Raw genomic sequence first — 18,175 nt, forward strand, 5'->3', positions numbered from 1 at the left:
CATCCCATTGCCCAGTTTGCGCAGTTTCAGACTGCGCTGCTGGAACAGTTCCGCCTCCCGGGCAGGGATACCCTCCTCATCGATCAGATCCCGACAGATGCGGGCTTCCTTGAACAGTTGATCCGCCGATAAGTGCGCCTGCTGGACGATCAACTGTTCGGCGGTAGCCCGCAGCACTTCGGCACTGACCTGATCGGTGGGGATGCCCAGGCCGCGGCGCACCGCATCGGCCTGCTCGGCCGAGAGCACCCCGGTCGTCAGGGCGGTGCTGATCGGGGCCTCCCAGGGCAGGACCACCGGTTCCCCGCCGATATTCTCGATACCCTCATCTAGTAACGATTGGGCTGCTTCGGCCTCGCTGCTGATCTTCCCCAACGTGACCAGCTGGCTGGCCTCACGTCCGGTCGCGCCAGTGATCGACTGCAGCATCGCCTCCGGGCTGCGGAACCCTTCCCGGGCGGCCAGACCGGCATGACCCAACTCCCGGCGAGACCGACGCGCCAACTCCCCGGCAGCGGCAGTCTTAATCGCATCCAGCTGCCGTTGATGCGCCGACGCGGTCTTCTGCAACTCGACCAACTGGCCGTCGGTGAGGGTCTGGTAGTCGGTACCGCAGGCGCCGAAACCGGCTACCGTGCGGGCGGTAGTCATGAACGGGCCTGCGATGTTTTTCATAACACTAATCTTCGCACCATAGAACACTTGTTTCCATGGTTTGTGAAGATCAGTGGACAACTCGTTCTCCACCAGGCTGTGGAGGAGTGGGCAACCGGGACGTGTGATTTCGACGGGGCTTGCCGTGTACCCCGGCGCGGTACCCCCAACTTGCGGGACTATCGCCCACGCCCTATCGGCGGAAGTATGAAGAGACTCGGTGAGGTATTCATCGTGAACCCGAACAGCCGACGCGTGCCTCCCTAGGGTGCGCCCGGCGAATGTAGTGACAAAGGAGGGTTCTGTGGCGTCGTTAACCGACATCCTGATCCTGCGTGGAGTTTTGCCGATCGAGGCTCTCGATACGGCCGATAAAGAAGGCGACGAGGCATCCGTGCGCCGTCTCGTCGATGAGGGGGTGGTCACGGAACTGCAGTTCGCGGCAGCCCGCGCGGCGCAGTCCGAGGTGCCGTTCGTCGAACTGGTCGACTATCCGATCGATCCGCTGGCCATCGCGCGCGTGCCCGCGGCGATCTGCCGCCGCTATGGCATCCTGCCGGTGGCCATCGCCGACGGCCGCCTGGTGCTGGCCATGGTCGACCCGCGTAACGTGTTCGCTCTGGACGACGTGTCCGCCGCGGCGCGGATGGAGCTTACGCCGGTCGTGGCGGAACGCTCCGACCTGCTCGCCGCGATCGACCGGTACCACCGCGCCGACGGCGAGCTCAACGACCTCACCACGGTGCTGGAGGAGGAGAGCGTCCAGAGCGCCGAGGAGGACACCTCCGAGGCCGCCGACGACGCGGCGCCGATCGTGCGCTTCGTGAACCTGCTGGTCAGCCAGGCCATCCAGGACCGCGCCTCCGACATACACATCGAGCCGGCCGAACACGACGTGCGCGTCCGGTACCGCATCGACGGTGTGCTGCATGAGATGCAGCGCGCGCCGAAGAACATCCAAAACGGCGTCATCTCCCGGCTCAAGATCATGAGCGACATCGACATCGCCGAGCGGCGCAAGCCGCAGGACGGCCGGATGTCGGTCAAGCACGCCGGGCGCAAGATCGACCTGCGCGTGGCCACGCTGCCCACGGTGTGGGGCGAGAAAGTGGTCATGCGCATCCTGGACAACGCCGCGTCCAACATGGAACTCAGCGACCTGCACATGCTCGACCGCAACCTCGCGGCGTTCCGCGGGTCGTTCACCAAGCCGTACGGGATGATCCTGGTCACCGGGCCGACCGGCTCCGGCAAGTCCACCACCCTGTACACCACGCTGCACACGGTAGCCAAGCCCGAGATCAACGTGATCACGGTCGAGGACCCGGTGGAGTACCGGATGCCGGACATCAACCAGGTGCAGGTGAACGTGAAGGCAGGGCTCACCTTCGCCAGCGCGCTGCGATCCATTCTGCGAAGCGACCCGGATGTGGTGCTGCTGGGCGAGATCCGCGACCACGAAACTGCCCAGATCGCCATCGAGGCCTCGCTCACCGGCCACCTCGTGCTCTCCACGCTGCACACCAACGACGCGCCGAGCGCGATCACCCGGCTCACCGAGATGGAGATCGAGCCGTTTCTGGTTGGCTCTGCCCTGGACTGCGTGGTGGCGCAGCGGCTGGCGCGGCGGCTGTGCGACCGGTGCCGCGAGGCGTACCAGCCCGACCCGGAGCACCTGGCGGCACTACATTTTGCCGTTGACCCCCACCTGCCGCTGCCGACGCTGTACCGGCCGGTGGGCTGCTCCACCTGCTCCAAGACCGGCTTCCACGGCCGCATCGCGGTGCACGAGGTGATGCGCGTCACCGAGGAGATCGAGCGCCTCACCGTGGCCCGCGCCTCCAGCGCCGAGATCGGCCGCACCGCCAGGGAGCAGGGGATGCTGACCCTGCGCGAGGACGGCTGGTCGAAGGTGCAGCTCGGGCTCACTTCGATCGACGAGATCTTGCGGGTCGTCGCATGATGGCCTGAGCGCGGGGGCGCACCTTCACCACTTTCCATGCACAACGAGGGGATATCGCATGACTGATCCAAACCACGCCACTCCGCCGGCCACCTACGGCCTGCGCCGCTCGCGCATCCGAGCGATGGCGGATGATGCGGGGGCCGTCGCACCCGAACAGTCTGCGCCCCCGCGCGCCGCCTCGCCGCACGCGGCGGCGTTCGCACCGTACACGATCGCCCCGGAGTATGGCGGACCCTCGCCGGTGCCGCCGGTGGCTGCTCCCTATCCGGTGCCGGTGGTGCCACGGGTCGAGCCGCCGGTCGCTGCACCCTATCCCGCGTCGGTCGCACCGCCGGTCGTCCCGCCAGCAACGCCGCCGGTCGTGCCGGTGCCGACGGTCGCCGCGCCGCAGTACAGCGCGCCTGCGTTCCCGGCCCCGATGTCCTCCCACGCCGCACCGCCACCCGCGGAGCCCCCGGCCCGCAGCAGCGTCCCGATGCCCGAGGCCGGGCAGAGCTGGGAGGCGCTGCTGGCGAGCATGCAGGGTGCCGAATCCGACCGGGATGCACTGCCGCCTGTGGCACCGCCGGCCGCAACGCCAGCACCCGCGCCCACCAGATCCCACTCGACCCCGGTGTTCGACGTGTCGCCGTCCGCGCTCGCGTCGGCCCCGCCGCCTACGGTCGAGCCCGACCTGGAGTGGCTGCACGAGCCGGTGCCCACCGAGACCGGCTCATGGTCTCTGGACGATGTCGCCTTCGACGCCGAGGAGTCCGCTCCGCAGGCCGACCTCGGCTCTGCCGACCGCGACCTGGTTGCTGCGCTGCAGGAGGTGCTGTTCGCGCGCGCCTCCGACCTGCACGTCACTGTCAACGCCGCGCCGACCATCCGGGTCGACGGGGGGCTGCGTCCGATCGCCGGCACCCAGGTCTGGGGCCGCAGCAAGGTCACGTCCGCGCTGCAGAGCATCCTCACCGACACGCAGAAGGAGACCTTCGAGACCGAGCTCGAACTCGACTTCGCCTACACAATCTCCAGCAACGCCCGATTCCGGGTGAACATGTACCAGCAGCGCGGCTCGATCGGCGCCGCGTTCCGACTCATCCCCACCGAAATCAAAACGTTGAAGGAGCTCGGCATCCCCGAGACGGTGTCTCGGTTCGCTACTCTGGCTCGCGGCTTGGTGCTGGTGACCGGCCCGACCGGTTCCGGCAAGTCGACCACGCTGGCCGCCCTGGTGGACCTGGTGAACCGCACCCGTGCCGACCACATCGTCACGGTGGAGGACCCGATCGAGTTCCTGCACCAGAACCACAAGTCGCTGGTGAACCAGCGCGAGGTGGGCCCGGACACGCACAGTTTCGCGGCCGCGCTCAAGCACGTGCTGCGGCAAGACCCGGATGTCATCCTGATCGGCGAGTTGCGGGACCTGGAGACCATCTCGGTCGCCCTGACCGCCGCCGAGACTGGCCACCTCGTCTTCGCCACCTTGCACACGCAGGATGCCGCCCAGACGATCGACCGCGTCATCGACGTGTTTCCGCCGCACCAGCAGGGCCAGATCCGCACCCAGCTGGCGGCGACGCTGCAGGGCGTTGTCTGTCAGACGCTGGTGAAGATGGCGAGTGGCAAGGGCCGCGTGGTGGCCACCGAGGTGCTGGTGACCACCCCCGCGATCGGCAACTTGATCCGCGAGGGCAAGACCTACCAGATCACCTCGGCGCTGCAGGCCGGCCGTGAGTTGGGCATGTACACAATGGACCAGCACCTGGCCGAACTCGTGGACGCTGGCAAGATCACCCACGCCGCCGCAACCGCCAAGGCGCACGACCTCGACAGCCTCAAGCGCCTGATCCACCGTGCCGACCCCGGACTCACGGACGTGTCCCGGCAGATGTCTGTTAGCAGTATCGACTTCGACGGCGACGCGCAGGACCTGGGAGCGTACTGATGCCCCCCACCGTGCAGACCTTCGCCTACAAGGGGCGAGACACCGCCGGCAAGCTCGTTAAGGGGCGCGTGGATGCGGCAACGGAGGGCGCGGTCGCTTCTCGACTGCGCACCATGGGGGTGGCGCCGATCTCCATTGCGGAAGCCAAGGGCACCGGTCTGAATACCGAAATCAATCTCGCCATCCTTAAAAAAAGTGTGAAGCTTAAGGACCTTGCGATCATGAGCCGACAAATGTCGACGATGATCAGCTCGGGGCTATCTTTGTTGCGCACTTTGACTATTCTCACCGACCAGTCAGAGAACAAGACACTTGCCGAGGTGCTTGCCTCACTCACGAAGGACGTCGAGGCAGGCTTGTCTCTCTCTGACGGTATGACGAAACATGCAACGGTATTTCCGCCTATTATGATCAACCTCGTAAGGGCAGGAGAGACTGGAGGCTTCCTCGATGGTGCCCTCGACACCGTGGCGAAGAACTTTGAGTCCGAAGTGAAGCTCCGCGGGACGATCAAGTCGGCGATGGCGTATCCCGTCATCGTACTGATCATGGCGGTAGTCGCAGTGGTCGCCATGCTGTTGTTCATCGTGCCGATCTTCAAGAAAATGTTTGAAGGTTTCGGCGCCGCGCTTCCACTTCCAACGCAACTGCTAGTCTGGCTCTCCAGCATCATGACCTGGCTTGCGCCCCTGCTACTCGTGATAGTTGTCGTCTTTGCATTCTGGTGGAGGAAGAATAAGAACACCGGTCGCGTTCGCAAAGTGGTTGATCCAATCAAGCTGAAGCTGCCCGTGTTCGGCATGTTGTTCAAGAAGATCGCGATCGCTCGGTTCAGTCGGAACTTCTCGAGCATGCTAAGTGCAGGTGTACCAATCCTTCATGTTTTGCAGATCGTTGGCGAGACATCCGGCAACTGGGTGATGGAGCAGGCGCTACAGAAGGTGGCGGATTCGGTGCGCAAAGGTAAGTCAATCGCAGAGCCGCTCTCCGAGGAGCCGGTCTTCCCCTCGATGGTGACTCAGATGATCGCCGTAGGGGAGGATGCTGGGGCGCTCGAAACCATGCTGTCAAAAATAGCGGACTTCTATGACGACGAGGTGCAGTCCACTACCGAGCAACTCACTGCGATGATCGAGCCGCTTATGATTGCTTTCCTCGGTATCGTCATCGGCGGCATGATTGTCGCGCTCTACCTACCAATTTTCAACATCTTCACGCTCATCAAGTAGCGATTGTCCCCCCTTTTGGGGCCACGAAAATCCCTCATGTGCCCCCTTTGTGGGATTACAGCGGAAACGCTTTACCGGGAGCATTACTTCAGGGGGTCAGAGATTTTCTGGGGGCCCTGTCCACAAAACCCGAAGACAGGAAGAATCACATGTTTCTACGTATAAACAAGGCGCTGAACGATAGGCGCGCCGGCCTCGAGCACGAAAAGGGCTTCACCCTCATCGAACTGCTTGTTGTCGTCATCATTATCGGCATCCTGGCCGCGATTGCCATTCCCGTATTTATCGGTGTGCAAAATAGCGCGAAGGACAGCGGAGTCAAGTCCGACGTCGCGAACGCGAAAATCGCGGTTGTCGCTTATCAGACTGACAACAACGGCACCTTGCCCACCGGCCTTACTGGTCTGGATTCGTATGGATACACGGTACCTAGCGATGCAGCGGGCACGGGCGACGCGGCGAACTACAAGACGTTGCCGGTACTTACCCCGGGGGCTACTGCTGGTGCCTTCTGCATCGCTGCGGTTAGCGCCAACGACGTGAATTTCGCAGCTGATGACTCGACCGGAGTAACCGGCGGTACGTGCAGTGCCGCTGGAGTGCTCGTCCCAACTACCCCGGCACCGTAACTCAGCGCTATCGGAGGTGGGGCGTCGCTCATCGTGGCGCCCCACCTCTGTGGCAGTTGGCGTCTGCCGCGCACTGACGTCGCGGCATGCATGCGACGAGAGCTACACCACCCGAAATATCCGAATAAGGGAGGTATGTTATGTTGAGCATTCGGTCTCGGTCGCACCTTGCCTCCAAGACGGATCCTGGCTTCGGCATAATCGAGGTCGTCGTATCGATGTTCCTCCTCGGCCTGCTTGCCGCGGCGTTCTTGCCGCTACTCGTCCAGGGCCTTCAGAAATCCGCGACAAACGCGACTCTCGTTACTGCCACACAACTTGCCAACGACCAGATCGAACTCGCCCGTTCGGCAACGAAATGCACCGAGCTGACCTCGTCTACAACTACGAGCGTCGACCCGAGGAACGTGTCTTTGCTTGTGGTCCGCACCGTTGGCACATCCTGTTCCCCCGTTGCCGAGAACCCGGTCAACGTTCCGGTCGACGTCACTGTAACTCGCACCGACACCGGCGATGTGCTCGCCACCGCGCATACCTTTGTCTTTATCGCGGAGCCGTGACATGAACGACGACATGGGCGAAGATTCCGAAAAGGGCTTCACGCTCATCGAACTTCTCGTTTATATGTTGCTTACAGGTCTGGTCCTAGCGATCGTAGGCGCGATGATGATCAACACGATGAGAACTTCGAATACCGTGAGCAGCGTCACCGACGCTTCCAGCGCGGGCCAGCTGGTCGCACATTCAGTGGAGAAGGGCATCCGCAATTCGTCCGACTTCCTTCTCACTTCGCCCACCGGCAATGATCAATTACTACTGGCACGGACGGCGTTGGGCGGCGATCCGATTCAGTGGATGTGCGCTGCTTGGTATTACTCTCCGGTGGACGGCGGCAGTATTCGTTACAAGGTTTCCACTTCTGCAATCGTCGTCGCAACCGCGTCCGATACGGCAAGCTGGACACTCTTGGACCAAGGAATCGTGCCAAAGATCACTGCTGGTACTCCGCCGGTGCCAGTTGGCATCTTCAAGAAGGCTGCCGACGAGCGGTTAGTTCTATCCTTTAGCGGCCTAGCGGGCGATCACCCGCCGGTAGATGTTACGAGTTCGGCGGTCAGTCGGGCTGGAGCGACAGGAGAACCGATATGTTACCCCTAGTGCGAGTCGCCCGAATTGGGCACAAGGACGAGAGTGGCTCGGCACTGGTGGCCGTCCTCGGTGTCATGGTCGTCGGGCTAATCCTGACAGCACTCATAGCATCATCGGTCGTGAGCGCGTTCGGAGATACGACCGCTGCACGGGCTGGTGTCCAGTCCCACGCATCTTCCGATGCCGGAATCGCTGCGGCCCGTACTGCACTCTTCACTCCTGGCAGCTGCGCTTCCCAACCTGTGCCCGGAGTGTACACATCGACAGTTGAACCGAAGTTTACGGTAAAGGTGGAGTACAACACGGCGTCTGGCTGGCAAGCCGGCTGTCCGCCACTGTCGGCTACCCGGATCCGCCTGACGTCCGTCGGGACTGCTCAGTCCAAGGGCGTCGCCGGTGTCTCGTCACAGGACCAAAGCAAGGTTGAATCAATCTTTCAGTACCTCACACCGGGGCCACCACCCAGCGGTGTTGGCATGTTTCTGTTCGGCGGCGGCGAGTTCGAAGCCAACGCGAACTTGGACCTCTCAGAAGCCGGTGCCACTGGGCTGATCACTAAGAATGGTGACCTCGTGTGCAGCAACAACAACACCGTCTTCAACGCTAGCATCCTGATCAACGGCAACCTCGACTTCGGGTCAAGCAACAAATGCAGTGTCACCGGGGACGCATGGGTTTCTGGGGCTGCGAAGCTCGGATCGAAGGGGACTATCGGAGGCAACCTCACCGCCGCATCCGTCACCGCGAACAACGTTGACACCCAAGTAGGCGGTGACTACACAACCGGTGGCACTCCTCCTGATTCACCTGACTGGGTCAATGTCACATACCAGCCGACCGACTGGAAGGATCAGGACGGTCACGTGTTCGAGGAGAGAACCGCCACCACTCCCGCCGATTGCATATTGCCAAACGGCAATCTGGGCGGCACGATGCTTGGCCAGCCGGTCATCCTCAACATGCTTGCTTGCCCCGGCGGCCCGACGGCGCTCACCCAAAACCCCACCGTGACGCTGACGAGCGACGTGGTGATCTTCGCCAACGCGTTTCTTTGGCCGAGCATCAATGGGATCACGTTCAAGTCGTCGTCCGCTGCAGCGTATCGGCTCTGGCTCATAACCCCTGATGATGGTCCGGCAGGCGACAATAAGCCCACCTGCAACAATCCGGCGAACTCCTACTACGACCCCAGCAAGCCGATACAGGACACCTTCAGCACCAAGAACAACATCACCATTCAGACCCCGATCATGGCGATGGCATATACCCCCTGCTCTTTTGACGGCAAGAACGGGTTCACCTGGAACGGGCAGATCTACGCCGGGGAGCTGAGTTACGCCAAGAACAACCCGACCTTCACTTTCGAACCGGTCGGGATCGCCGGCGTAGACCTGACCACGGGCGATGAGGACCTTGCCGACATCACCAAGCCGCAACCAGGCGCGGTTATCTCCATGCGGGACGTGAACTAGTGCCAGCAATCCTTGCCGGGGGCTTCGGTCTGCTGATCGGTTCCTTCCTCAACGTGGTCGCGTATCGCGTACCGTTGCGGCGGTCGATTGTGTCGCCTCCGAGCGCGTGCCCGACCTGTGGAACCGCGATAAAAGGGTACGACAACATTCCGGTGCTGTCGTGGTTGATGCTGCGCGGCAGGTGCCGGAACTGCGCGTCGCCGATCTCCGTGCGGTACCCGATTGTGGAGTTGGGGACCGGGTTGTTGTTCGCGGCGGTTGCGTTGTGGTTTGGGGTCTCGACAAGCTCGACCACCGCAGCAAGCTCAACTGGCGGGGTGGCCGCCTGGGTGCTCGGTCTGATCGCGTTCCTGTATCTGGCGGCCATTTCCGTGGTACTCGCACTTATCGATCTGGACACGCACACGCTGCCGAACAGGATCGTGCTACCCAGCTACATCGTCGGCGTCGCGCTGCTTGGGATGTCGAGCGTTTTGGCTGGTGACTATGGCCAGCTGCTGCGGGCGGGGATCGGGATGGCGGCATTGTGGCTCGCCTATCTGGCGATGGCGTTCGCGTACCCCGGTGGCATGGGCTTCGGCGACGTGAAACTCGCCGGAGTGCTCGGGCTGTACCTCGCGTGGCTCGGATGGGGGACTCTCATTGTCGGAGCGTTCGCGGCATTCTTATTGGGCGGGCTGTTCGCGGTGGGGTTGCTGATCGCCCGCAAGGCCGGGCGCAAGTCCGGCATCCCGTTCGGGCCCTGGATGCTGCTGGGCTGCTGGGTGGGGACATTTTTCGGCGACAGCATCGCCAGGGGCTATTTGGTCCTCGTGGGACTTGGGTAATGGTAATAGGGGGAAAAGATGAGTGCACAGGTTGTAGTGGGGGTCGACATCGGCGACGACTCGGTGCGCGCCGTCGAGGTAACCGGGCTCGGCAAGGAGCGCCCGACCGTCGAGCGGTATCGGGAGATCTCGCTCCCAGAAGGCGCGGTCAAAGATGGGGAGGTTGCGGAAGTCAACACGGTCGCCGCGGCTCTCAAGCAGCTGTGGTCGGCGGGGGGATTCCGCAGCAAGAAGGTCGTGCTGGGCGTGGGCAACACCAAGGTGCTTGTCCGTGACCTGACCGTGCCCCGTCTTTCGCAGCGAGAGATCCGGCAGTCGCTGCCCTCCCATGTACAAGACATGCTGCCGGTGCCGGTCGGCGATGCCTTGCTTGACTTCTACCCCATTTCCGAGAGTGCATCCGAGGCAGGACCCGTGGTCCACGGTCTTCTCGTCGCGGCCATCAAGGATGCCGTGAAGGCGAACGTCACCGCGGTGCAGCTGGCCGGGCTTTCCCCCGTGGCAGTGGATCTCATCCCGTTCGCGCTCAGTCGGTTGCACGCCCGAGATCGCGCGAAAGCGACACTGGCGTTCATCGACGTCGGTGCCCGCACCAGCCATGTTGTGGTGTCGGTCAACGGTGTACCCCAGTTCGTACGCATCATCGGCATCGGGGGGCAGAACCTCACCCAGGCATTGGCTGACCGACTGGATATCACACCGGAACAGGCGGTTGTGCTTAAATCGTCGCTGGGCCTGATCACCAGCCCGGTTCCTGCGGAGCAGCGCGAAGCGGTCGAGATCATCCACGAAGTCACGGGAGAGCTGCTGAGTAGCCTCCGCAACACCTTGAACTATTTCGCCAACACGCATCCCAGTCTCAAATATGACGAGATCGTGCTGAGCGGCGGAGGAACCCGGCTCCCCGGCTTTGCGGAGGCCCTCGCGGAGATTACCCGGATCGCCGTGTCGCCAGCGGATCCGTTCAACAGCATCGAATTGTCGAGGGATCTCCGCCGTGAAGGTGCCTCGGAGTCCAGCAGCATGGCCGTGGCCCTTGGACTCGCGTTGGGAAGTGTCGCATGAGAATCCTCGGTAATAAAGAGACCAGGCTTGTCCTGGGCGGTGTGCCCCGGGTAGATCTGCTTCCCCCCGAGGTTGGACTTTCCGCCAAAGCACGAGTGCTGCACCGCGGGCTCAGCCTCATGGTCGTCGCTGCGATGGTCGTCGTCGGAGCGGGGTACGCAGCGGCAAGTTTGAATGCTGCGAACAGCAACGCGCAGCTTGCTACGGCGACCGCGCGTACGCAGAGTCTTCTTGCGCAACAGCAGAAATACGTCGAGGTGCGGAAGGTGACCAAGGAGTTGGCCCTCACTACGGCCGGCCGCCAAGTCGGCTCCTCGACCGAGATCAATTGGCAGGAGTATTTCAACTCTGTGCAGGCGAGCCTGCCATCGGGTACGACGATCGTGACGTTCGATTCGTCGTCCAGCACCCCGATGCTCGCGTTGCAGCAGCCCACCGTTCCTCTGCAAGGTGAACGGGTGGCCGAGTTGAGCTTCGAAGCCGAGACAGCGTCGCTGCCAGACGTGCCGGCATGGCTGAACGCCCTGGCGAAGTTGAAGGGATTTGTCGACGCGTCGCCGAACTCCGTGAGTCTCACCGACGGCGTGTACAAGGTCGGCGTGAAGATGCACGTCAACGAGCAGGCACTGGCGAACCGGTACGCGAGCGATGCGGTGAAGTCCCCGGAAAAGAATAACGACAGCGCGAACACGGCGCCCAGTGACACCGCGACCGAAGCGAGCAAGGACGGGGGTAAGTAGCCATGAACGCGAGCGCTAGCAACAGGCTGTGGGTCATCGGCTCGATGGTCCTTGTCGTCGCAATCATCGCCATGGGATGGTTCCTCGGGGTGTCGCCGAAGCTCGCCGAAGCCGCGACGGCAGGCGACCAACGCGTGGCTGCCGAGGCGCAAAACGTCGTGCATCAACGCGAGCTGGAAGCGATCAAGAAGCAGTTCGAAACCCTCCCCGAACTCAAGACCCAGTTGGCGGTGCTGAGGGCAGCTGTGCCCTCCGGGGACGCGATGTCCGCGTTCCTGGATGAATTGCACGCACTGGAGCAGGCGAACGCTGTCACGTTGACGGATTTCAAGGCAAACGACGGTCAGCCTTACACGCCGGTCAAGGATGCCTTGACAACGGTGAGTACGACGAATCCGCTCATTACTGCGGAGAACTTTGTAGCGATACCCGTCACCCTCACCGTGTCGGGCAGCACGTCGAACGTCATGTCCTTCATCAATGGTGTGCAGACCGGGGAGCGGCTCTATCTGGTGCAGGACCTGAAGCTGAAGCAGAGCACCGCCGAGAGCGGATCGCGCACGACGCAGGACTCGGCTGGTGACTTCCAAGCGGACATCAACGGGTTCGTCTACGTGCTGCTCGACAACCCGGCCGCTCCTGCGAAGACGGCCAAGACGGCGGACGCACCGAAGGGATAACGCACACCTCCGACGCCCACGGTAGGGCGATTGCTAGAGTGACCTCCTATACGGATGCACGACCACCGTCAGGAGCGCAGATGAGCGACGAGAACCCCTCGAGAGCCAACACGGCGGACCCCGACAACGAGGGGACGCCGGCCGCAGTGCCCGTCGGCAGCACGCCGGGAAAGGAACGCTCCGCCGAGGTGCCGTTCGAGGAACCCGTCCGGGACGAGTCGCAGCCTGACGATTCGCGCCGGAACGAACCCGCTGCTACCGAGCGTTCTGAGCCGATTCCGGATCTCGTGGAGCCGCCCGCAGCGCCACACACGAGCCCGTTTGCGCCGGACTCCACGCATACCGCTGTGGACGCCGAACCCGAGCATCAGACCGAGGACTTGCCCGCTGCCGAACCCGAAGCGGTTGAGCCTGCCGCCGCGGCGGTGCCGGTGACCGCTATGCCCGACGCCGGAACACCGACACCCGCGGTGAAGACGGTGTACTTGACCGCCCCAACTCCGCCGCGGGCCCGCGGCAACCGCGGCATCGGAACCCTGATGGCCGTGCTCGCCACCGCCGCGTTCGCCATCCTGTTGGCGCTGGTGGCCGCACTGTACCGCGGCCTTGCGGGCACGGAGGGACTGGCCGCGGCGTTCAGCAGCTGGCTGCCCGGTTTCGTGGCGCTGCCGCTGTTTTATGTGCCGGTTGCAGTGTTCCTCGTGCTGTTTGTGGTGTTCGTGCTGCTGGTCAACCGCGCCGGTTGGTGGGTCTACGTGCTCGGTTCGTTCCTGCTGGCCGCGGCGCTCTACTTCGCCTCGATCGGAATCTTGCTGGCCCTCGACGGGATGATGTTCAACTTCACCGGCCACACCAGCTTCGCGAGCCTGGCGGTGAACCCGGCCATTGTGATCGCCACGATCGTGTCCCGCGAGGTGGCCATCTGGTTCGGGGCGGCGATCAGCTCCCGCGGGCGCCGCGTCAAGGCCCGCAACATCGAGGCGGCCGCCGCGTACGAGCGCGATACCGCCGAGAAGAAGGCAGAGTTTGAGCGATCGCAATACGGCACCGTCTCCTGAGGCGCCTCGCCAACGTGCCTCCCCGCTCATCGCGCTGGTTGCCGCCATTGTCTACGTCGCGCTGATGGTCGGGTCGCTGGGGTTTCTGCGCCTGATCAGCGATCGGGATGCCATCGAACCGGATGCCAGTGTGCTGGTCGGTCCGGGGATGGTCGTGGGTGCCGCGGCGGTGGTGTTCCTCCTGGTGCTGCGTGGCACCCGATACCATGCGAGGCGCCTGCCCTTCGCGCGGTCGGTGCTCGCGGCATTCACCGCCTGGATCGCCGGGCCGGCCGTGGGCGGCATCCTCTATGCGGCAGGCCGCACCGAACCGCTGCTGGCGGTCTCCTTCTTCTTCCGCCACCTCGTCGGCCCATTCGCCGCCTGCTTGGTGCTGTCCGCCTTCGTCGTCGTGCTGCTCGCGCCGCTGTTGGATCGGCCGGGCATCCGGTGACGGACAGAGCGGGGTCTCGACAAGCTCGACCGCCGGAAGCGGGGGCCCCGGCACGCGCGACCACCGGAAGGCGCAGTGACAAGATGAGAACTCTCTCATCCGGTTCTCGGGATCACCTCATGGCGCACCACGAGAGTAAGAGCAGCGGTTCCGCACGGGGACCGCTGGAAAGTGAGCGACAAGCGTGATGAAGAAATCCACAAAACTGATCATGACCGGTGCGGCCAGCCTCCTCGGTGTGGCACTCGCTGCCGGCGGGGCATACGCGACGACAGGTCTGTCGGATGCGCCCGGCCAGCTGCTGAAGATCAGCGGCATCGCCCCGGCATCCAGCCACGCCAACCAGAACGCCCTGGCCAACGCCAACGCGAACGCCAAGGGCCTGTTCGACAGCACTCCGAAGGCAGCGGAGACCGACGCGGACGCGGACGCCGACGCCAGCACTGAAGCGGACACCGACACCAGCACCGACACGAGTACGCCCACCGAGGTCACCCCGGTGGCACCGCGGGATGCCGCCGCCAATGCGTCGACGGTGAAGGGCAGCGAAACCGGCCAGAGCGTCAGCGCCTGGGCACACGAGAAGAACAGCGTCGAAGTTGTCGCTCCGCCGGCGGCCGTGTCTCTGGACTCCGGCGCCGCGGTCGGTGCCGACGTCAGCGCCGAAGCGCGGACCAAGCACTAAAAGCTCTGCCCGCGCAACGCGCCGGCAGCTCCCATCGGGGAGCGTCTCTTTCGGGTGAGACGCTCCCCGATTTCTTACTTCAGTCGGTAGCCCATCCCGCGCACGGTCTCGATGCGGTGGGCGCCGATCTTGGCGCGTAAATAGCGCACATACACTTCAACCACGTTCGAACCGGGATCGAAGTCGAGACCCCACACCCGACTCAACAGTTGCTCGCGACTGAGCACCTGGTCCGGGTGCCGGAGAAACTCCTCCGCCAACGCGAACTCCCGCGCCGACAAGTCGAGCTCGGTGCCGTCCACCCTGATCCGACGGGTCTTCACATCGAGCTCCAGACCGTGGGCCTGCAGCGCCTCGGGGGCCTCCGGCCGAGCGTCGTGCAGTCGCAACCGCACTCGTGCCAGCAGCTCATCGAACCGGAACGGCTTGGACATATAGTCGTTGGCCCCGCCTTCCAGCCCGCGCACGGTGTCGGCGCCGGAGTCGCGGGCAGTGAGCACGATCACGGCAATCGGGTTGCCCTCGCCGCGCAGCGTTTCGAGAATGCCGAAGCCGTCGATGCCCGGCAGGCCGATGTCGAGAATGAGCAGCGCAAATTGTCCGGACTGCGCCTCGGCCAGCGCGGTACGACCGTCGGTCACGGCGGTGACCGCGAATCCCGCGGCGCTGAGACCCTTCTCGACGAATGACGCGATGCGGCTCTCGTCTTCGGCGATGAGGATCCTGGTCACTGCTGTGCCGTGCCTTCCTTGAGGTTCTCGTCGTTCTGATTCACGTCGGTCTCCTGAACGTCGTCACGCCACGGGATCCGGATCTCGAACCTCGACCCGGCCCCCGAGGAACTCAGGAGGCCGACACTGCCGCCGTGCGCGCCCGCGATGGCTGCCACGATCGACAGGCCGAGACCGGAACCCTCGGTGCCCCGACTGGACTCGAGCCGACCGAACCGCTCGAAAATCCTCTCATGAGCCTCCTCCGGAATTCCTGGGCCGGCGTCTTGCACACCAAGATGCAGCCAATCCCCGTTACGGCTGGCCACCCGCTCGGTGACGATCACGATCGGAGCTCCCGGCGTGGAGTACTTCACCGCATTCCCGGCAAGTTGAAGCCAGGCCTGGGTGATCCGATGAGGATCGAGCAGCGCGATGCCGCCGGCAGCCGACTCCACCCGCCAGTTGCGGTCCGGGTCGAGCGCAGCGGCCTTGCTGGCGACCGCAGCGGTGAGTGTTTCCACGTCGACTTCCTCCGGATGCACGAACTGCGGCGTTCGCGACTCCGCGAGTAACGAGATCTCCGACACCAGGTCGCTCATCCGGTCCAGTTCGTCGATGGCGAGCTCCCGTGTCGCGTCCACATCGTCGTTGCTGGTGGTGTCGAGAAGCTCGAGGTGACCACGGATGATGGTGAGCGGCGTCTTCAGTTCGTGGCCGACGTCGTTGATGAGGCGTCGCTGACTGACGAAGGCATCCTCGAGTCTGTCGAACATGCCGTTGATCGTCTCGGTGAGTTCCGAGACGTCGTCGTGGCCGGTGACCGGGATGCGCTCGGAGAGGTCCGCGGCAGTGTTGGCGGCGGCCGCCTGACGCAACAGGCGGATCGGCCGCAGCAGCCGGCCGGCGACGAACCAGGCGACGAGCCCGATCAGCGCCAGCGCGATCAAGGCCACGAGCCCATAGATTCGGGAGGCCTGTGCGACATCCTCGAGGGTCTCGTCGAGGTTGTACGCCGCAACATAGAGTCCGCGGCTGGGATCCCCGGCGACGATGACCGGCACGAGCAGGTACCGCAGGGTGCCCAGCTTGCTCTGCGCGGTGCCTCTGACGACGTGGGTCGTGTCGGCTTCTGCCACGAATCGTTTGATCAGCGCGGGATCATCATCCAGCCGGTAGGGCAGCCGGGCGGCGGGCACGAGTGCCGGTGTGCCATCGACGATGCCGAGCACGCTCTCGTTGGTGGCGGGCACGAGTTGTTGCATGGCCGCCCGCAATACCGCGTCGATGGAGGTGAGCGGACCCGCACCGTCTCCGGCGGCCACCGCCTTCAGCTCAGGCACCGTGTGCAGCAACTGCTCATCCACGGCGCTGAGCGCGCGTTCGCGTTGCACGAAATAGGATGCCGCCCCGGATGCTGCAAGACCGAGTGCGGTCACGGCAAGGATCGACACCAGAATCCGCGTCCGCACCGACAGCCGCCGTCGGCCGATGCGGGCGCCAGCATCCTCGATGCGGCGCCGTCGTCGCTCCCGTGCCTCGGCCATTCCCCAATTATCGCGGGCATGACGGCAGGGTTTCGATATGCCGTCCTCGTTCCTCGGGCGGCTACTCAACCCGCTGACGCGGTTTCGATACGCTCGCGCTGGCGCGCTCGCTACTCAACTCGCGGAAGGCGGCATCCGCAATTTGACCGGCGGCTGTGATGCGGCTATTCTCGTTCGAGTGTGCGCTTTGTCGCGTAATCGCAGTGTGCCCAAAAGCATGAAGGCATCCGGCGAGAGGGCGTAAGGCACTATCCGGAATTGGGCTCGACTGCCACGTGTTAAACAAAGCAGCGCCCCCACGGCATACCCACCAGCAGCACGGAATCCCAGCGGTTCCACGGGTGGGTCCACCCGCATCCTTCATATCCGCAGTGGATGTGCGAGTGTGCGGGAAATGCAAGCAGTAACTGTCACCGTGCAGTAAATCCAAGGAGTAATTAGTGCCAACAATTCAGCAGTTGGTCCGTAAGGGCCGCAGCCCCAAGATCACCAAGACCAAGGCTCCGGCGCTCAAGGCCAACCCCCAGCAGCGCGGTGTGTGCACCCGCGTCTACACGACCACCCCCAAGAAGCCGAACTCGGCTCTGCGCAAGGTGGCCCGTGTCAAGCTGAGCAACGGCACCGAGGTCACCGCCTACATCCCCGGCGAAGGCCACAACCTGCAGGAGCACTCGATGGTGCTCGTGCGCGGAGGCCGCGTGAAGGACCTCCCCGGCGTTCGTTACAAGATCGTTCGCGGCGCCCTGGACACCCAGGCCGTCAAGAACCGCAAGCAAGCTCGTAGCCGCTACGGCGCGAAGATGGAGAAGAAGTAATGCCGCGCAAGGGTCCGGCCCCGAAGCGTCCGGTTGTCGCAGATCCGGTCTACGGCGCCCCCGTCGTCAGCCAGCTGGTCAACAAGATCCTGCTCGATGGCAAGAAAGGCCTCGCCGAGCGCATCGTCTACGGTGCTCTCGCGGGTGTTTCGGCCAAGAACGGTGCGGATGCGGTCGTCACCTTGAAGAAGGCCCTCGACAACGTGCGCCCCACCCTCGAGGTGCGTTCCCGCCGCGTCGGCGGTTCGACCTACCAGGTGCCGGTCGAGGTCAAGCCTCACCGCGCGAACACGCTCGCCCTGCGCTGGTTGACCACCTACGCCAAGGCCCGTCGCGAGAAGACCATGACCGAACGACTCACCAACGAGATCCTCGATGCTTCCAACGGCCTGGGTGCCGCGGTCAAGCGTCGCGAGGACACGCACAAGATGGCCGAGGCGAACAAGGCCTTCGCGCACTACCGCTGGTAGGCAATTTTCCCATCGTTGGTCGAGTAGCGAGCGCCAGCGAGCGTATCGGGACCACTCAAGCCGGTCTCGATACGCTCGTGCCTCGCTACTCGACCAGCGGAATCAACAACTTTTCG

The 18,175-nt window shown here is 63.8% G+C and carries 18 protein-coding genes and 1 pseudogene; 16 read left to right on the top strand and 3 right to left on the bottom strand.

Features of this window, described 5'->3' with window-relative positions; translation table 11 throughout:
• Window positions 1–675 (bottom strand): annotated as a pseudogene (locus ABFX56_RS10040) (hypothetical protein); the annotation flags it as partial.
• Between the two features lie 283 nt (window positions 676–958).
• Here ABFX56_RS10040 and ABFX56_RS10045 point away from each other — a divergent pair.
• From ABFX56_RS10045 to ABFX56_RS10110, 14 genes are all read left to right on the top strand, one after another.
• Window positions 959–2,617: a GspE/PulE family protein gene (locus tag ABFX56_RS10045; protein ID WP_346233191.1), complete on the top strand. Its 1,659-nt coding sequence runs from the start codon at window positions 959–961 to the stop codon at window positions 2,615–2,617.
• Between the two features lie 58 nt (window positions 2,618–2,675).
• Window positions 2,676–4,550, top strand: a complete 1,875-nt coding sequence (locus ABFX56_RS10050) for a type IV pilus twitching motility protein PilT (protein ID WP_346233192.1) — start codon at window positions 2,676–2,678, stop codon at window positions 4,548–4,550.
• Window positions 4,550–5,779 carry a type II secretion system F family protein gene (locus ABFX56_RS10055; protein WP_346233193.1) on the top strand — a complete coding sequence of 410 codons (1,230 nt, stop codon included), beginning with the start codon at window positions 4,550–4,552 and terminating at the stop codon, window positions 5,777–5,779. Before ABFX56_RS10050 ends, ABFX56_RS10055 begins: the two co-directional genes overlap by 1 nt.
• Before the next feature lie 149 nt (window positions 5,780–5,928).
• A complete protein-coding gene (locus ABFX56_RS10060; RefSeq protein WP_346233194.1) occupies window positions 5,929–6,408 on the top strand; it encodes a type II secretion system protein in 480 nt (159 codons plus the stop codon).
• A gap of 140 nt (window positions 6,409–6,548) precedes the next feature.
• Window positions 6,549–6,968, top strand: coding sequence for a hypothetical protein (locus ABFX56_RS10065; protein ID WP_346233195.1), 420 nt, complete (start codon window positions 6,549–6,551; stop codon window positions 6,966–6,968).
• Between the two features lies 1 nt (window position 6,969).
• A complete protein-coding gene (locus tag ABFX56_RS10070; protein ID WP_346233196.1) occupies window positions 6,970–7,566 on the top strand; it encodes a PilW family protein in 597 nt (198 codons plus the stop codon).
• A 467-nt stretch (window positions 7,567–8,033) separates the two neighbouring features.
• Window positions 8,034–9,029 (top strand): hypothetical protein, encoded by a 996-nt coding sequence (locus ABFX56_RS10075; protein ID WP_346233197.1) that lies wholly within the window; start codon window positions 8,034–8,036, stop codon window positions 9,027–9,029.
• On the top strand, window positions 9,029–9,856 hold the full coding sequence (locus ABFX56_RS10080) for a prepilin peptidase (RefSeq protein WP_346233198.1): 828 nt from the start codon (window positions 9,029–9,031) through the stop codon (window positions 9,854–9,856). Before ABFX56_RS10075 ends, ABFX56_RS10080 begins: the two co-directional genes overlap by 1 nt.
• Window positions 9,857–9,874: 18 nt before the next feature.
• Window positions 9,875–10,921, top strand: a complete 1,047-nt coding sequence (gene pilM, locus ABFX56_RS10085) for a type IV pilus assembly protein PilM (RefSeq protein ID WP_346233199.1) — start codon at window positions 9,875–9,877, stop codon at window positions 10,919–10,921.
• Window positions 10,918–11,661 (top strand): hypothetical protein, encoded by a 744-nt coding sequence (locus tag ABFX56_RS10090; RefSeq protein ID WP_346233200.1) that lies wholly within the window; start codon window positions 10,918–10,920, stop codon window positions 11,659–11,661. Before pilM ends, ABFX56_RS10090 begins: the two co-directional genes overlap by 4 nt.
• A gap of 2 nt (window positions 11,662–11,663) precedes the next feature.
• The gene (locus ABFX56_RS10095) at window positions 11,664–12,341 is read left to right on the top strand and encodes a hypothetical protein (RefSeq protein ID WP_346233201.1); all 678 of its coding nucleotides are present in this window, start codon (window positions 11,664–11,666) and stop codon (window positions 12,339–12,341) included.
• A gap of 80 nt (window positions 12,342–12,421) precedes the next feature.
• The gene (locus ABFX56_RS10100; RefSeq protein ID WP_346233202.1) at window positions 12,422–13,399 is read left to right on the top strand and encodes a hypothetical protein; all 978 of its coding nucleotides are present in this window, start codon (window positions 12,422–12,424) and stop codon (window positions 13,397–13,399) included.
• Window positions 13,368–13,832 carry a DUF6121 family protein gene (locus tag ABFX56_RS10105; RefSeq protein ID WP_346233203.1) on the top strand — a complete coding sequence of 155 codons (465 nt, stop codon included), beginning with the start codon at window positions 13,368–13,370 and terminating at the stop codon, window positions 13,830–13,832. The genes ABFX56_RS10100 and ABFX56_RS10105 overlap by 32 nt, the downstream gene beginning before the upstream one ends.
• A gap of 187 nt (window positions 13,833–14,019) precedes the next feature.
• Window positions 14,020–14,517, top strand: coding sequence for a hypothetical protein (locus ABFX56_RS10110; protein ID WP_346233204.1), 498 nt, complete (start codon window positions 14,020–14,022; stop codon window positions 14,515–14,517).
• 74 nt (window positions 14,518–14,591) lie between these two features.
• On the opposite strand, the gene ABFX56_RS10115 is transcribed toward ABFX56_RS10110, so the two are convergent.
• Together ABFX56_RS10115 and ABFX56_RS10120 are read right to left on the bottom strand one after the other, a co-directional pair.
• A complete protein-coding gene (locus ABFX56_RS10115; protein ID WP_346233205.1) occupies window positions 14,592–15,248 on the bottom strand; it encodes a response regulator transcription factor in 657 nt (218 codons plus the stop codon).
• Window positions 15,245–16,774, bottom strand: coding sequence for a sensor histidine kinase (locus tag ABFX56_RS10120; protein ID WP_346233206.1), 1,530 nt, complete (start codon window positions 16,772–16,774; stop codon window positions 15,245–15,247). The genes ABFX56_RS10115 and ABFX56_RS10120 overlap by 4 nt, the downstream gene beginning before the upstream one ends.
• A gap of 440 nt (window positions 16,775–17,214) precedes the next feature.
• On the opposite strand from ABFX56_RS10120, the gene rpsL reads away from it, so the two are divergent.
• Window positions 17,215–17,589 (top strand): 30S ribosomal protein S12, encoded by a 375-nt coding sequence (gene rpsL, locus ABFX56_RS10125; protein WP_346233207.1) that lies wholly within the window; start codon window positions 17,215–17,217, stop codon window positions 17,587–17,589.
• On the top strand, window positions 17,589–18,059 hold the full coding sequence (gene rpsG, locus ABFX56_RS10130) for a 30S ribosomal protein S7 (protein WP_346233208.1): 471 nt from the start codon (window positions 17,589–17,591) through the stop codon (window positions 18,057–18,059). Before rpsL ends, rpsG begins: the two co-directional genes overlap by 1 nt.
• Window positions 18,060–18,175: the final 116 nt, after the last annotated feature.

It is taken from the genome of Parafrigoribacterium mesophilum (genome assembly GCF_039652555.1).
GTDB lineage: Bacteria > Actinomycetota > Actinomycetes > Actinomycetales > Microbacteriaceae > Parafrigoribacterium > Parafrigoribacterium mesophilum.